Origin of the sequence: Anditalea andensis, assembly GCF_000714815.1 — a bacterium.
Lineage (GTDB): Bacteria > Bacteroidota > Bacteroidia > Cytophagales > Cyclobacteriaceae > Anditalea > Anditalea andensis.
In genome coordinates this window covers 1-14,811 of the sequence record NZ_JMIH01000002.1, presented here as the reverse complement: position 1 = coordinate 14,811, position 14,811 = coordinate 1, and the positions used below count along the sequence as shown (strand labels likewise).

Genomic DNA, 14,811 nt, shown 5'->3' with positions numbered 1-14,811 from the left:
GTTCATCCGCCAGAAGCGTGGAGATGGCGGAGAAAACTACCTAAAGCCCGCGGATGCAGGCTACGAAGGCCTTTTGCTACAGAACCTACTCTCCAAATCAGTAGCCTATGCCAGCGTGAGTGGCAATGGTTTCCGGGAAGAAATGCCTGAAATAAACCTGGTCCCACGAGGAAAGATCTACCAAAACGGCGTAAAGATCAAACAGCTGACAGAGAAGGAAACCCATATGATCGGCTATATGTATGAGTTTGCACTGACTGCTCCGGTGGAGCTACAGGAGATAGGTTACTATGCAGGGTTTGGGCATCTGGGGAGTCAGGGGTTTGGATGTGTGGGGGTGAAAAACGAACCGTTTTTATAAAAATGAAAAATATAAAAAAAAAAGCCGCTCAGGATTTTTGGCCAGAAGCATGTTTGATTTTAAGATCGTTTTCTTCTTTTAGCTTTTGCTTTATTTCTTTTACAAATGGAGCTAAATGCATTTCCAAATCTTCCATTCTTTCCTTTGACATAGGGTTGACGGGAAGATTTCTATCATCAAATGCTATATTTTGGGTGTTCTTTCTTCGCATATTCAATATTAAACATATTAAAAAAGAATACCCACAAAAAGTGGAGAAAAAGTATTTCTTTTTCTTCATGTATTATCTGGAACTGCGTAACATGTTTTTCAACCATTTCACGGGCATTCTTTTCACACGAGTTCATGATATATTGTATAAATTCATCTTCAAAATTTATATCCCAACCTGTTTCTGGTCTTTTAATGCTATAAATAAATTGTGTAGTTACCACAATCAATCCTTTAAGATTATAATTAACGGCAGAATACACATCATCAATAGAGAAAGTATTACCCGTAGGATGGTTATGAACCACATCCGTATCTTTCAATTCAAAAAGATATTCCAAAGGCAGATTTACGTAGGATTCTTCACCTATGTATCTTCGAAACTGCTTCCCGTTTTTAAAAACATAAAGATGTTCAATGTTTTCATACCTGATTTTCTGAATCGCTTCCCGAACGGACTTTACTTCATCCCTAGGGAGGGGGTAGTGCTTTTCCATATGTTAGATATTATTCATTTAAAAAAAACAACCCGGGAATACACCCGGGGAAATCTATATAGGTATGATTAAGTCTAAAATACAGTTCTAAATTTCAATTCCACAAGATTTCTTACCAAAGGTAAAAGAAAAATTCTTAAATTACAGTTCTAATGGTATTATTATGAGAGTAATTTTAAAATTAACCCCTAATAAGTCTAAAGTCCCTTTTAACTACCAAAGACATTTGGTTGGTACTTTTCATAAATGGATTGGCGAAAATCAAATCCATGACGACATTTCTTTATACTCACTTTCGTGGTTAATGGGTGGAAAAATCATAAAAGAAGGTTTCGACTTCAAGTACGGCGCTGAATGGTTTATCAGCACTTATGACCCAATGCTTTTAAAATCTTTGATAAGCGGGATTCAACAAGATCCGGAAATAAGTTTTGGAATGACAGTAAAGGAAATTACTATTACCGAAGAACCTACTTTCGATCCTATTCAAAAATTTTATCTTAACAGTCCTATTTTTATAAAAAGAAAATCGGGAGATAGACAGCAGTATTTTCTTTTTTCTGATGAAGAAAGTGGTATGCTGATGACACAGACCCTTCAAACCAAATTAAAAAAGGCAGAACTGAACCTTGATGGAGTCAATGTTTATTTTGACAGAACCTACCGAAATCCAAAAACAAAAATTATTTCATTTAACGGTATAGACTGCAAAGCCAGTATGTGCCCTATCATTATAGAAGGAAGTCAGGAGCAGATACAGTTTGCATGGAATGTAGGTATAGGTAATTCTACAGGTATTGGGTTTGGGGCATTAAAATAAAGTCAAATATGAACTATTATGTAGTAAAATATTCAGGTCCTTTTGGTTTTATAAAACCCTGGACGGCTGTAAGAGATAGTGAAACATTCAGTCAGCAGTTTTTGACCCCTTCTATCATAGAAGGAATAGAGAAGAAATTGTTTCCGGAGCTATTGGGCATCCCGGGTATTCAGAAAATAGCAGGCCATAGATTGGCCTACGATCAGGTGTCAGGACAACAGGAGGTCATTCAAACCCGAGGATGGAATTCTACGAGAAAAGGAAAAGAGTTTCTTTTTGACCGGCCAAAGGCGATTTTGATCCGTGGCGTTTTGCAAAACCCGGTACTTCATCTGGCTTTTGTGTCAGCGGAAGATGCGTCCATCGCAGCGAAACAGCATGTGTGTCTTTGTAGGAATGAAGATATGATGTATCCGGGTGAAATTATTGAGACAAGTAAAGAGCAGTTTGGGGAAGATGAAGAATTGTTTCCGGGCTTTGAATTGGTGTTTGAAAAAAATGAAAAATCATTTTTAGTAGGCTATCATAGAGTAAGTAATGAGCCTATGTATGGCTGGATTAAAGTCGTTGGCCAACCTGTCTCCTCCTTCTAATGGAAATTCTACTAGCAAAGTCCGCCCCTGAATTTACGTCGTTAAAAGACCATCTTTTGCATGTCTCCTACGCGGCAAAGGCATTTGGGAAATATTTGCATATGGAGGAATCTGTGGCTTTCAATGGCGCTATTCTGCACGATATAGGAAAAGCCCATCCTGAATTTCAAAAAAGAGTAAGAACAAATGGGCGAAACAGCAAGGTATTCCGACATGAAATAAGTTCTTTACTTTTCTTATCCGTATTTTCCGAACAGGACTATCCTGCGCTATTGGATATGGTCATTGCCCACCACAAGTCAGCCAAAAACGATGCAGGAGACAAGGGATTGTTGGATTTGGAAAACGGGTATGAGTACATCGATTACCATATCGGCAAATGGGATCAATGGTCGCCTGATGCTTTTAAACTGCTGATGGATCTTGGGGTACAATGTATCCCCTTTGGCGAAGAAACCGCCCGTCAAAACCTGTCTTTTGCCATATCCCATTGTAAAAAACAAACGAAAACCCGTGGGTATTCCGAATGGAGAGGATTGCTGATGGGTGCAGATCACTTTGCTTCAGCTCTGATCAATAGTACTGAGAAAAATTTGGAAAGGGCTTTCCGGGTACCCAATCTTACTTTTTTTAACCGTACGCATCCCCTTTACCCGCTTTCATATAAAGAAACCGCTTCACCAAAGAAACACACCCTTGTTGTGGTCAGTACGGGAGCTGGCAAAACAGACTATCTATTCAAAAGAACAAAAGGACGGGTTTTTTATACACTTCCCTTTCAGGCTTCTATCAATGCCATGTTTAAGCGGGTGTCCAAGGATTTGAAACCGTACAATTCAGACTTGGATATACGGGTTTTGCATTCGGCCTCGATGGTAGTCCGACAAAATGACAAGGAAGAGGAGAGTGTTTTACAGCCGCTTTTTGGTTCGGCGATTAAGATTCTGACCCCGCATCAATTGGCTGCAATTGCCTTCGGGATGAAGGGTTACGAGGCCATGTTGCTTGACTTAAAAGGGTGTGACATTATTTTGGATGAAATCCATACGTATACAGGAGTTTCTCAGGCAATCGTACTGAAATTAGTTCAGATTCTTAAGCAATTGGATTGTGCCATTCATATAGGAACTGCTACTATGCCAACGAAGCTATATCAGAAAATACTTGAAGAACTGGGGGATGATATTTTGGAGGAAAAACTCACCCCCGAGGAGCTGGATGATTTTGACCGCCATACCCTGTACAAAATCAATTCATTTGAAGAGAGTTTGCCATTTATCCGTCAGGCTATAGAAGAGGACAAGAAAGTACTGGTGGTCTATAACCGGGTGGCCAGGGCGCAGGAGGCTTATCTCAATTTAAAAGAATTGTATCCGGATACTCCGATTCTTTTGCTCCATAGCCGCTTCAAAAGAGGTGATAGAAATTTTAAAGAAAAGCTACTACTCGGCTTGGATGAGGACGGAAATCCGCTCGGAGAATTCAATACTTCTACTGAAGCATGCATTGTGGTCTCCACCCAGATCGTAGAAGTAAGTTTGGATATCAGTTTTGATCTAATGATAACAGAGACCGCCCCTATTGATGCGTTGATTCAGCGTTTTGGTCGGGTAAACCGCAAAAGAACCGATGACACCATAGGAAAAACCAAACCCATCTATGTAATCGCCCCTCCGGAAAATAAAAACGATGCCCTGCCCTATGATGTGGAAGTACTCCAAAGATCCTATGATGTTTTGGAGGACCGCCAAGTGTTAAAAGAGCGGGATTTGCAGGGGAAAATTGACTATGTGTTTCCAGAGATTGATTTTATGAATATAGAAGAACATGCTGTATTCAAGTCTGATGGTTCCCTATCTCTTACTAAACTAACCCACAGTCGTGATCCTATTCTAATGCGACTTCTGGATATCGATTCAGTTTCTTGCATATGCGAAAGAGACCTGGAAGAATATGAAAACGCTGATTTCGAAGGAAGACTGGAACTGGAGATACCGGTAAGGTATTTTGCGGTACGGGGAATGAACCAAACGCAAAAAGGCAACAAACCCTTTATCATCCCTGATATGGCCTATGATTTTGAGAGTGGCCTGGATGTAAAGCAAATAAGGGAAAACAACTTTGACGTAAACAACCAACTACTATGATCACGGCAGTAATAGGCAGGACTTTCCTAAAAGCATTTAATGTTAAATATGCCAAAGCACTTACCCCAAAAGAGTTTTTTGAGCAGGAATATTGGGAATTGTTTTACAATCATAATAAATATTTAATGTCAGGTGGTAACTCACCCTTCGAAAACCCGAAAATTAGTTGGGGGAGAATGTTGTCAGGAAGTATTCCTTTTGAATCTGAATTAAAACGAATCGATAGGTTTGAAAAATTCATAGAGAAAGCGGAAAATACTAATGGGATTTTGGATGCTAGTATAGCTATGGGATTCCCAGCTTCAGATACCACTGAATTTGCTAGCACCTCGGGCTTAGTCAGCGATGTGCTGATACCAGCGGATGAAGATGAAGTGTACCTTTCTTGGATTGGGAGTGGATTGGGGATTGGTGTAGCAGGAGGTTTCACGATTCTTTTTGACAATCCGACCATCACACTCCAAACCTTTGAGGGTTGGAAAGTTTATCGTAAGTATTTGAACGATCCGACCTTGGAAAAACTTCGGGGAAATCAGATCAACACGTGGAATGGACAGTGGCTGACCTATTCACTAAATGCTGAGGAATACCGGGAGGACTTTGATTTTTCGGAGCTTACCAACCAGAAAATCTTCAAAGTGGAGACAAGTCTGGCGGAAGTATCTACTGTGACCTGGAGCCAATTGTTTTTTAGTCTATCAACCCAATTTCCCAATGATGAAATGATGGGCTATGTCTACGGTTTCGGGCAAACAAACAAAACCATAGGCTTTATACCTTTTCAATTCAAATCAGGATCTAGACTAAAAGATGTTTATAAACAGCTTTTTGAAGGAGTTTATTCGGATCCAAAACAATTTGAAAGTCTCTTCGGGATGCATATCAAACGGGCCTGCGAATTGGGAAGTATAGGATTGAAGGCTTTGCGTCCTGACAGTTTGAAAAAATATATGACTGAAGAGAAGAATTTAACCTTCAAAAAAGAAGAAGACACAATAAATTATCAAGCATACAAAACCTGGTTAGTCGCTATGTTAACACGAAACAAAGAAGAAATCACAGATTATACCTTAGAGTTGGCCAAGACCATTCTAAAGTATAGAGCAGGAGGTACCAAGTTGGATAGAAAAACGCTGATTGAAAAGGAGCTTTTTTCTTCAACTTCCAAAAGAGGGTTTATTGAAGCTCTCACCAAAATGGTAAAGGATCTTGACGGAGATGAATTGGTTGCGATTAAATCCCTAAAAGATGAAGTACACCTCATGACCAACGAGGAATACGGTTATTTCTCAACGTTACTAAAATTTGATTATGCTTTTATTGAAAAAAAATCCTAAAAAGCACCATATCTCTTATCAATGACTTTAAAAATATAAACTTAACCTTTATAATATGAACACCATATACATTAGAACTCTAAAACGAGCTGAGCACACAGTATTTAATGTTTCAGACGGGCAGAAGTACTACTACGACACACAATTCAATAGGAGGATTCCATTTTCCAGTGGGCAACAGGTAAAAAGATCACTAATTGATGCTTTGTGTGACGCTATTAACCAAGTTCCTTCCCCAACAACGTTTCTCTTTGATGTAAACAAACAAAAGGAGCTTGAAGAGGGAGAGGTATATGCGACATGTGACCCGACTTATGCAGATCAATTGTTCGGTGGATGGATGAAAGCATCAAAGAAGGATAAAACTGGATCAATCAAACAAGAGAGAACATTAAAAAGAAGAAGTCCATTATCAATTTCAGCTATGAGAGCATTGCACCCATTACTGGCAGGTATGGACTCCGAAAATGTTTCATTTGATAGAAGTGATCGTCCTAATAATAAGGTAATCGTTCGTGACGAGAAAAACAATGAGCTTTCCGAAGAAGAAATAGTTGCCCTACTAGAAGGAAAAGACAGAAGCCTCAGCAGAAAATGGATTCCAAATAATAGCCGAGCTACAGGATTATTTGTTTTTGATATAGCAATAGATCTAAGGAGACTTTTTTCAGTGAGTATTAATTCTTTTGAGCCTGAAATGGCAGAATCTACGGTTGCAAAATTAAGAGAAGAAGGTTGGATAGAATCGAAAAACGTTTTCGGACCCTGTCTGGTAGCTCCAAAGGAACTCCGGGATCAGTGGATTCCAGGATTGGCCAAAGCCATCCTCAACTGGCGCATCACGTCCAATCAGTCCAGGACTTTTAGTTTGATGGATACATTGGCTGTTTCCATCAGTGACAATGCCAACATGATTGCAGGAAGCATTCGTGCAAAACTATCTGAAGAAGATTCCCGTAAAGCAGATCCCATTATCGATGAAAATCTGAATGGCGTTGAAACCTACATTTCCCTTCAGGCCGGAGGATATATTCACACCAAGGGCGAAACAGCCGATGCGCTGGATAGAGCAGAGAAAGCTTTGGTAGATAAAATGGTAGCCTATGATTATGAATATAAAAAAGTCTAATTCTTTTGCCCATTCCTCCTTCAGTACCCTATCCTGCTGATGGAGGAATATCAAATTATTTTGCTATATCTGCACCAAATAAACGATCCATAGCTTTCCTCCAATTTGTTAAATTAAAATGAATCTAACCGGAACCCATATTGCCTACCTCCACACCTGCCATCGTAAACTTTGGCTTTTTGCCAATGGCATTCAGATGGGGCACATCGCAGGTATTGAGGCGAAGGGAAAGTTGATTTCCAAGACCAATTATACAAACCGGGTGTGTATTTTGGAGATTCTCCAAAAATGTACACCAAAACGTTTTTTCAAAACAACATTTTTTACATATTATTGTTGTGCATAAAATACGATAATGGAAAAACTGGTTCAAAAATACTATCAAAAGCTAGACCGTACCCAACTGGGTAGGGTGCGATCACTGATGGATGAAATCGATTGGTCCAACCGGTTTATAGGAATAAAAGGAGCCCGGGGTGCCGGCAAAACTACCCTTCTTTTTCAATATATCTTGGTCAAACAACTGCCAACCAGCGAGACGTTGTATGTGAGTTTGGACGATTTATATTTTACTGAAAACACCCTTTACAGTCTGGCGGATGAATTTGTAAATGAAGGAGGAAAACACCTCCTTATTGACGAGGTGCACCGCTATGCCAATTGGTCATCCGAACTCAAAAATATATACGATGACTTTCCAGACGTACAGGTAGTTTTTACGGGATCCTCTCTGATTCATATCGAAAAGGCTCGGGGGGACTTAAGCCGTAGGGCAGTGGTCTACGAACTATTTGGCTTATCTTTTCGGGAATTTCTGGCCTTCAGTGAAATCAGCCAGTTTGAAAAAGTGACATTGGAAGATATGTTGACCCATCATGTGGAAATGGCAAGGTCCATCGTCAGTAAGATAAAACCGCTGGCTTATTTTAAAGATTATCTTAGTTATGGTTATTACCCCTATTTTCTGGAAAATAAGGATGCCTACCAGCAGAAGTTAATGGAAACCATACTTATTGCCATGAGCACAGACCTTCCTCCCACCTATAACTTAAGCTATGCCAGCATAGAAAAAATCAAGCAATTGCTTTATATATTGGCGGAAAGCGTCCCTTTCAAACCCAATATTACCAAACTGAGCGAACGTGTCGGAGTGTCCCGCAACAGTCTGCTTGACTTTTTGCGCTATCTGGAGGAACTACGGATCGTTAGACGTCTGTATGCGGATACCAAAGGAATCGGGCTTTTACAAAAACCTGAGAAACTGTACCTGTATCATCCCAATATTTCCTATTCCCTTTCCTATCAAGATGCGGATATAGGAAGTATTCGGGAAAGCTTTTTTATAAGTCAGCTATCCGTACATCATCCTATTGAATATTCAACTGTCGGTGATTTTCGGATAGGCAAACAACTATTTGAAATCGGCGGAAAGTCTAAATCTCAAAAACAAATTAGCAAAGAACAAAATGCCTATATCGTAGCAGATAGTATTGAAATTGGCCACAAAAATAAAATACCCCTGTGGCTATTTGGATTTATATACTGAACCATGAACCTCACCGGAACCCATATCGCCTACCTCCACACCTGCCATAGGAAACTCTGGCTTTTTGCCAATGGCATACAGATGGAGCATAATTCCCAGTTGGTGGCTGAAGGAAAACTGATCGGAGAAAACATCTATCTGGACAGGGCCAGAAAATATACCGAATTGGAAATGGAAGGTATCAAAATTGACTTTTATGACGCCAAGAACAAGGTCATCCATGAAGTTAAAAAATCTGACAAGGTGGAACATGCCCATTTCGCCCAGGTGAAATATTACCTATACATTCTCCATAAAAACGGAATAGAAGGCGCTTCGGCCATACTGGAATATCCTAAAATGAAACAAAGGCAAATCGTGGAATGGGAAGAGGATGATCTGGATAAAATCAAAATATGGCTCACAGAAACTTCTGGTATCATCCATCAGGAGCACTGCCCTCCCCTATTGAAAAAACCGATCTGTAAAAAGTGCAGCTATTTTGATTTTTGTTATGCTGGGGAAGGTGGGATTGATTGATGAAAGATTGATTGGACGAGATTGAGGGAGATTGATTGAAGGAGATTGATTTGAGATTGAGCGAGATTGATTCGAGGAGATTGAAGAAGATTGAAAAGAAAAGATTGATGGGAGATTGAAGTAGGATTTAAAAAATATAGGGGATATGGAAAATAGTAACTGGGTGCTGTATAAAATTGAGGTGAGAGACAGATTAAGAAAATTTGCCTTAGGTATTTTAGCCCTCTCTGATAAATACCCGAAATCTACCAGAGGAAATGTTATCAATTATCAACTTACCAAATCAGGTACTTCCATGTATGCTAACTATAGGGCCGCTTTGAGGGCACGATCAAAAGCTGAATTTTTCAGTAAACTTTCTATAGTTGTTGAGGAAGCAGATGAGACAGAAATATGGTTGGAATTACTCATTACATCGGGAATTTTAGAAAATGAAAACACCAAAGATTTGCACCTGGAAAGCACTGAATTATTAAAAATCTTAGCCAACATGCGAAAAAACCTCTCCACATAACCCCCCACATTCTCAAACTATCAATCTATTTCAATCTTAGCCATTCTAATATCAATCTTATCAATTCTATCAATCTAATTCAATCTCATCCACTTAATCCATCTATGAAAAAAACCTACTACCTCTTTAATCCAGGTCGCCTAAGCCGAAAGGATAATACATTGAAATTTTTACCGGTAGATGAAGACGGAAAAGAAGGGGTTCCCAAATACCTGCCCATAGAAGGGATTTCAGATCTTTATTGCTTTGGATCCCTGGATGCCAACAGTGCGATGTATAATTTTCGGGGCAAAAACGGCATCAGTGTCCACTTCTTTGATTATTATGAACACTACACCGGCAGCTTCCAGTCCAAGGAATACCTGCTGGCGGGCAAAATGCAGATCAACCAGACCCAGCACTACCTCTCCCCTACCAAGAGGATGGTCATCGCCCAGAAATTTGTAGAAGGCGCAGCTTTCAACATCGTTAAAAACCTGAAATATTATCAAAACCGTGGCAAGGATCTGGAAAACCAGTTGACCAGAATAAACCTGTTGGGCCAGGAGATCTCAGGCACTAAATACATTGCTTCCCTGATGGGAATAGAAGGAAATATAAGACAGGTATATTACCAGGCGTTTGACCAGATTATAAGGGACCATGCCATGGAGGGACGGAGCAAGCAGCCCCCTATGAATGAAATCAATACGCTTATCTCTTTTGGAAATATGATGTGCTATACCTTGTGCCTTGGACAGATTTACCATACCCAGCTCAATCCCACCATCAGCTATCTACACGAACCGGGATACAGAAGGTACTCGTTGGCACTTGATCTGGCAGAGATATTCAAGCCGATTTTGGTAGACCGGACCATTTTCAGGGTATTGAACAAAAAAGAAGTCCAATCCAAAGACTTTGATTTTCACGTCAATAAAGTAGTATTAAAAGAATCGGGTAAAAAAGCCTTTATTAAAGCCTTTGAAGAAAGACTTAATGAGACGATCAAACACCGAACCCTCAACAAACAAGTCAGCTATAAAAGCCTAGTAAAATTGGAATGTTATAAACTCAGCAAGCACTTGCTGGGGATGGAGGAGTATAAACCGTTTAAAGTATGGTGGTAGAAAGGTTATGAATGATAAAAGATAAATGATACGGCAGGTTCCTATTTACCGATAATTCATGTTTTTTCAATTGTCATTAATCACTCATCTTTTATAAATTGAATTTATGTATATAATATTGGTATATGATATAGGAGAAAAAAGAGTGGGAAAAATGCTGAAGTTGTGCAGGCAGTATTTAAATTGGATCCAGAATTCGGTGTTTGAAGGAGAGATAACAGAAGTAAAGTATAAAGAACTGTTGATCAAGGCCAAAGCCATCATGAAAGAATATAAAGACAGTCTGATCGTGTTTAAAAGCCGGGAGGAAAAATGGCTGGAGAAAGAGGTGATCGGCCAGGAAAAAAACGATCTGGATACCTTTATATAGTTGTCGGTACATCCGCACATTTGGATTAAACAGGGTCAATGGAATTTATATGCCGAATAATCAGCATAATATCAGCACTTTATAAAGTTGTCGAACCTAAGACAAAAATCGGCTATAAAAGACCGACGATAAAAAGGAAAATTTTCACTAAATTGAACGGCCACTGGGATCAACTGAGGCTGATTATACCCCAAAAACCCTGCGGCCCTTAATCGCACCATAGAGGAATTGAAATCGGCCTGGGGATGGTTGCGACACTAGATTGATAAGGCCCTTAATCGCACCATAGAGGAATTGAAATATACTACCCTCGCGGCTGCATTCCCGTCCACGTCCTCCCTTAATCGCACCATAGAGGAATTGAAATTTAATAATAGGATCTATTTTTTTCTTTGGTTCACTTCCCTTAATCGCACCATAGAGGAATTGAAATAACGCCCATGCGTGAACCTTATGTTCTGCGGAACTGCCCCTTAATCGCACCATAGAGGAATTGAAATAGATAAGATAAGCCGTATTGACTGGCACCAAACTGTCCTTAATCGCACCATAGAGGAATTGAAATCCGTAATTCTGGTTGGCACCAAACTGGCCTCTGTATCCCTTAATCGCACCATAGAGGAATTGAAATATAATTTTCATTATAGATCAGCGTAAACTTTGCGTGTCCCTTAATCGCACCATAGAGGAATTGAAATATAAGTGCCTACAGTTGTCAAAATCTGACAAGTCGCCCCTTAATCGCACCATAGAGGAATTGAAATAAAAATGCCTGAGGTGTGGCGAGGTCTGGGATTTTGACCCTTAATCGCACCATAGAGGAATTGAAATTCTAGAGATTGGGTTCCGAGCAGAAAAGTAGAAAAACCCTTAATCGCACCATAGAGGAATTGAAATAGGCAAATACGTCTTCATGAAGGAACTGATAGATCCCCTTAATCGCACCATAGAGGAATTGAAATTATCAAGAATGAATTTTTATGAAAAAAGCACCCAACCCCTTAATCGCACCATAGAGGAATTGAAATTGACATTGAATAAATCCTCAACATTAGGATCTAGCCCCTTAATCGCACCATAGAGGAATTGAAATTCTACATAGGCCACTACAGGTTTTTTAAGATTGGCTCCCTTAATCGCACCATAGAGGAATTGAAATGATCCAGGAAGATATAGAAAAAGACTGGTTTGACCCCCTTAATCGCACCATAGAGGAATTGAAATCATAAAGTAGTTATTTAATGATTTACGCAGTAGCGGCCCTTAATCGCACCATAGAGGAATTGAAATCTGATAGATAAACTTTGGGCGAAGAGTCCAAATGGCCCCTTAATCGCACCATAGAGGAATTGAAATTTAGCAGCTGGATTAGGACTGGCTTTCGGTATTAACCCCTTAATCGCACCATAGAGGAATTGAAATAACCAAGTGGCTTTTCAATTGAATTTTAGTGACTTTCCCTTAATCGCACCATAGAGGAATTGAAATCTCTGTCAAAATCCCCAAAAGACCTTATGTCTTAAGCCCTTAATCGCACCATAGAGGAATTGAAATGATAAAGTGGCCATCAATATAGATAATAAGGATAATCCCTTAATCGCACCATAGAGGAATTGAAATTCGTCTGTGGCTGTTAAAAGCAATTTGGTTATTTTGCCCTTAATCGCACCATAGAGGAATTGAAATAAGGAACTAAGGATGCTTAAAGTTAGACATGTAAAGCCCTTAATCGCACCATAGAGGAATTGAAATAAAGCAACTTGACCAGATTACGGATGATTTCATCAAGCCCTTAATCGCACCATAGAGGAATTGAAATTTCGTATATATACATTTTTTCAGGGTAGTCCTCCATTCCCTTAATCGCACCATAGAGGAATTGAAATGCATTAAAAAAACTGGAGAAGGAAAAAAGCACCATGCCCTTAATCGCACCATAGAGGAATTGAAATTTGACGATGATGTTCAATACCAGGTCTTCGTCCCTTACCCTTAATCGCACCATAGAGGAATTGAAATCGCCGTTGGTGACAATGCTTATCGGATACAGTTCTGTCCCTTAATCGCACCATAGAGGAATTGAAATTCAAAGGTCTGGTGCTGATCTTCGATGCAGACACGGACCCTTAATCGCACCATAGAGGAATTGAAATATGATCCGGGGAAAGGTCTGTATATCCTTTGCCCGTGCCCTTAATCGCACCATAGAGGAATTGAAATTGTATATATGACGTTTTCTAGTCTTCTTTCCTGAGACCCTTAATCGCACCATAGAGGAATTGAAATAAAATTGGTGTTTCACTGCCAATGAATAAACCTTTACCCTTAATCGCACCATAGAGGAATTGAAATTATTGTTGCGTGTAGCTGGTTTTCGTGAGTTCGCTTCCCTTAATCGCACCATAGAGGAATTGAAATTCCTGTAACCAAAGGACAGTCTTTTAACCATTGAGGCCCTTAATCGCACCATAGAGGAATTGAAATAATGTTTGATTTCCGGATAATTTAATCCGGCAGTATCCCTTAATCGCACCATAGAGGAATTGAAATGGGAGTCGGTCTTTCTGTTGTTAATATTTTCATTTACCCTTAATCGCACCATAGAGGAATTGAAATCTCCTGGTATATCCTCAGTGCCTTGGGATCTATGGTCCCTTAATCGCACCATAGAGGAATTGAAATTTAATTGGAGCGTTATTATGCCTGGTAGGGGCATCCCCCTTAATCGCACCATAGAGGAATTGAAATTCAAGTTTATGATGAGGATTATGAGGAAGATTATCACCCTTAATCGCACCATAGAGGAATTGAAATGCATATTGGGAGTTTGGAACTGGTTTAAGCGCAAAGCCCTTAATCGCACCATAGAGGAATTGAAATCTTATTGTAAATCCTTACGCCACCGACAATTCCAACCCCTTAATCGCACCATAGAGGAATTGAAATAGGACAAATAATATATAAATTTGGTTTGTTTGTTACCCTTAATCGCACCATAGAGGAATTGAAATTCTTTTTCACATTTGCATCATCCAGAGCATCCAACTCCCTTAATCGCACCATAGAGGAATTGAAATACAGCATTTCAATGTGATCGAGCGAGTGTTTCGCTGCCCTTAATCGCACCATAGAGGAATTGAAATTTGAGAATTAAGAGCCCTTTCTAAAACCTTAAAGTTCCCTTAATCGCACCATAGAGGAATTGAAATTATCGATGTGAACGGACTTAGCACCACCACGGTACCCCCTTAATCGCACCATAGAGGAATTGAAATTCATTCAGTAAATATTTAAATTTAAATAAAGGTAATACCCTTAATCGCACCATAGAGGAATTGAAATACCAATCATAATGATAATAATTCCAAGCAAAACATACCCTTAATCGCACCATAGAGGAATTGAAATAGCAAAACATATAAAACGTATCTGTTATAATTGTATCCCTTAATCGCACCATAGAGGAATTGAAATATTAATAACCTCTCTTATTGCAATTACAATAAGAGACCCTTAATCGCACCATAGAGGAATTGAAATAGAACTGTGAAAAGATATGTGATCATTATACTTTGACCCTTAATCGCACCATAGAGGAATTGAAATGAACAATAAGGTTATCAGACAGCACCGTTAGAGAGGCCCTTAATCGCACCATA

The 14,811-nt window shown here is 39.5% G+C and carries 14 protein-coding genes and 1 CRISPR repeat array; of the genes, 12 read left to right on the top strand and 2 right to left on the bottom strand.

Annotated features, from left to right (window positions below; translation table 11 throughout):
* The coding region (locus EL17_RS00180; RefSeq protein ID WP_035068441.1) for a CRISPR-associated endoribonuclease Cas6 at window positions 1-361 on the top strand (361 nt) is incomplete at its 5' end.
* 28 nt (window positions 362-389) lie between these two features.
* Here EL17_RS00180 and EL17_RS23355 read toward each other — a convergent pair.
* Complete coding sequence (locus tag EL17_RS23355) at window positions 390-572, bottom strand: hypothetical protein (protein ID WP_164674879.1); 183 nt, start codon at window positions 570-572, stop codon at window positions 390-392.
* Window positions 538-1,068: a hypothetical protein gene (locus tag EL17_RS00175; RefSeq protein WP_035068439.1), complete on the bottom strand. Its 531-nt coding sequence runs from the start codon at window positions 1,066-1,068 to the stop codon at window positions 538-540. Before EL17_RS00175 ends, EL17_RS23355 begins: the two co-directional genes overlap by 35 nt.
* Window positions 1,069-1,231: 163 nt before the next feature.
* Here EL17_RS00175 and cas6 point away from each other — a divergent pair, with 163 nt between their 5' ends.
* The 11 genes from cas6 (at window position 1,232) to cas2 (ending at window position 11,152) form a co-directional block, all read left to right on the top strand.
* Window positions 1,232-1,888 (top strand): CRISPR-associated endoribonuclease Cas6, encoded by a 657-nt coding sequence (gene cas6 / locus EL17_RS00170; protein WP_035068436.1) that lies wholly within the window; start codon window positions 1,232-1,234, stop codon window positions 1,886-1,888.
* An 8-nt stretch (window positions 1,889-1,896) separates the two neighbouring features.
* Window positions 1,897-2,481 carry a hypothetical protein gene (locus EL17_RS00165; protein WP_035068434.1) on the top strand — a complete coding sequence of 195 codons (585 nt, stop codon included), beginning with the start codon at window positions 1,897-1,899 and terminating at the stop codon, window positions 2,479-2,481.
* Window positions 2,481-4,628, top strand: coding sequence for a CRISPR-associated helicase/endonuclease Cas3 (locus tag EL17_RS00160; RefSeq protein ID WP_035068432.1), 2,148 nt, complete (start codon window positions 2,481-2,483; stop codon window positions 4,626-4,628). The genes EL17_RS00165 and EL17_RS00160 overlap by 1 nt, the downstream gene beginning before the upstream one ends.
* Window positions 4,625-5,965 (top strand): hypothetical protein, encoded by a 1,341-nt coding sequence (locus EL17_RS00155; RefSeq protein ID WP_035068429.1) that lies wholly within the window; start codon window positions 4,625-4,627, stop codon window positions 5,963-5,965. Before EL17_RS00160 ends, EL17_RS00155 begins: the two co-directional genes overlap by 4 nt.
* A gap of 55 nt (window positions 5,966-6,020) precedes the next feature.
* Complete coding sequence (locus EL17_RS00150; protein ID WP_035068427.1) at window positions 6,021-7,094, top strand: CRISPR-associated protein Cas7/Cst2/DevR, subtype I-B/TNEAP; 1,074 nt, start codon at window positions 6,021-6,023, stop codon at window positions 7,092-7,094.
* A gap of 118 nt (window positions 7,095-7,212) precedes the next feature.
* Window positions 7,213-7,440: a Dna2/Cas4 domain-containing protein gene (locus tag EL17_RS22985; protein ID WP_084166054.1), complete on the top strand. Its 228-nt coding sequence runs from the start codon at window positions 7,213-7,215 to the stop codon at window positions 7,438-7,440.
* 9 nt (window positions 7,441-7,449) lie between these two features.
* On the top strand, window positions 7,450-8,640 hold the full coding sequence (locus tag EL17_RS00145) for an ATP-binding protein (protein ID WP_035068425.1): 1,191 nt from the start codon (window positions 7,450-7,452) through the stop codon (window positions 8,638-8,640).
* 3 nt (window positions 8,641-8,643) lie between these two features.
* Window positions 8,644-9,159: a CRISPR-associated protein Cas4 gene (cas4, locus tag EL17_RS00140; RefSeq protein ID WP_035068422.1), complete on the top strand. Its 516-nt coding sequence runs from the start codon at window positions 8,644-8,646 to the stop codon at window positions 9,157-9,159.
* 145 nt (window positions 9,160-9,304) lie between these two features.
* Window positions 9,305-9,673, top strand: coding sequence for a four helix bundle protein (locus EL17_RS00135; protein ID WP_051719673.1), 369 nt, complete (start codon window positions 9,305-9,307; stop codon window positions 9,671-9,673).
* 104 nt (window positions 9,674-9,777) lie between these two features.
* Window positions 9,778-10,782, top strand: coding sequence for a type I-B CRISPR-associated endonuclease Cas1b (gene cas1b / locus EL17_RS00130; protein WP_035068420.1), 1,005 nt, complete (start codon window positions 9,778-9,780; stop codon window positions 10,780-10,782).
* Window positions 10,783-10,888: 106 nt separating this feature from the next.
* Window positions 10,889-11,152: a CRISPR-associated endonuclease Cas2 gene (gene cas2, locus EL17_RS00125; protein WP_035068417.1), complete on the top strand. Its 264-nt coding sequence runs from the start codon at window positions 10,889-10,891 to the stop codon at window positions 11,150-11,152.
* 205 nt (window positions 11,153-11,357) lie between these two features.
* Window positions 11,358-14,758: a CRISPR direct-repeat array (repeat unit 30 nt; unit sequence CCCTTAATCGCACCATAGAGGAATTGAAAT).
* Window positions 14,759-14,811: the final 53 nt, after the last annotated feature.